2 protein-coding genes are annotated in these 1,350 nt (G+C 34.0%); both read left to right on the top strand.

Annotated features, from left to right (window positions below):
- Window positions 1-460, top strand: a 460-nt coding sequence (locus OIF36_02650; GenBank protein ID MCV6599362.1) for a hypothetical protein, incomplete at its 5' end; no start/stop codon positions are given.
- A gap of 567 nt (window positions 461-1,027) precedes the next feature.
- Window positions 1,028-1,350, top strand: a 323-nt coding sequence (locus OIF36_02655) for a hypothetical protein (GenBank protein ID MCV6599363.1), incomplete at its 3' end; no start/stop codon positions are given.

A 1,350-nucleotide genomic window follows, 5' to 3' on the forward strand; every position in this document is an offset into this window, starting at 1 on the left:
GGATAATGAAATGATAAGCATAGCAAAGTCCTACAAAGAAAATAAAAAGCAAATTAAAGAAAATACAAAGCAAATTAAAGAAAATAAAAAGCAAATTAAAGAAAATATAAAGCAAATTAAAGAAAATATAGAGCAAATTAAAGAAAATACGAAGCAAATTAAAGAAAATAAAAAGCAAATTAAAGAAAATATAAAGAAAATTAAAGAAAATAAAAAGCAAATTAAAGAAATAAAAAAAAATCAAGAAGAACTATTAAAAAATAAAGCAAATAAAAAGCAAATTAAAGAAATAAATAAAAATCAAGAACTATTAAAAACTAAAGAAAAATTTATGAATTTGCCAAAAAGCAAAGTCATCTATTCTACTCTCCTACCACGAGCTGATATCTCTTTGCACACTTTGTCGAAAATAAACACGAAACTTATTGACAGTTGCTCTACATTACCCAACGTCACCTAGTGAGTCACGAAAATATCTTCTCCAAGGGATTGGATGTTTTACATGACAATAAACACCTTAAAAAGAGACATCTTGGTTTGTTTGCCGCGAATTTAGTGGCAGCGATCCGTGGTCGAGCTAAGCCACGACGTTCAGATCCTAATCAACTGTTCCGCTCCCCACCTTCATCCGGCTCTCGCTCGCTGTATACAACTCCTTTAGAAGACCATGCCTCCCACGTCAGAGCCTACTCAAGTCAGGGAAAACAACCACAACCACCATCCTCGCGTTCGCCATATGCCTCTTACAGTCATGTTGTTAAACACGGCCATAATAATTCATACCACACGTATCCGCCTCCAACAATGGCAGAGCGTATGGACTCTTCTGCTTCCCCTCCAAACGATCCCGAACTTAGCAAGTACTCAGGAGCTGAAATTCCTAAAGAACTGGTATCGTTTTTGCGATTTATTAAGACTCTACTTTAACGTTGCTATCCATATAAATATAATTTTGATTTTTTTTTTCTTTTTAATATTCATGTAGTTAACCTATTTGCCAGGATATCATTTTGCTATTGATAGCGAAATGTCAGGCTACGCAAATCACTCCAGCAAATTATCCTTTTTTGCATGGAACATCAATGGACTCTCTTCAAAATCATTAGGTGACAAATTACAGAATACTGATTGTTTAAACACGATTAACAATTTTGATTTCATAATTCTCTCCGAAACGTGGAAAAGAGCAAATGTTGACGTTGAAGGCTTTAAGATTGTGACTTCAAATACCTCGAAAACCGGAAAATGCGGTCGCAACTCGGGAGGATTAGCATTGCTTTATAAATTGAAGTTTAACGATTGGATCTCAATAGAAAAAGAATCACCGAATTTTTTATGGTTTAAAATTAG

This window comes from Alphaproteobacteria bacterium, from assembly GCA_025800285.1.
GTDB lineage: Bacteria > Pseudomonadota > Alphaproteobacteria > JAOXRX01 > JAOXRX01 > JAOXRX01.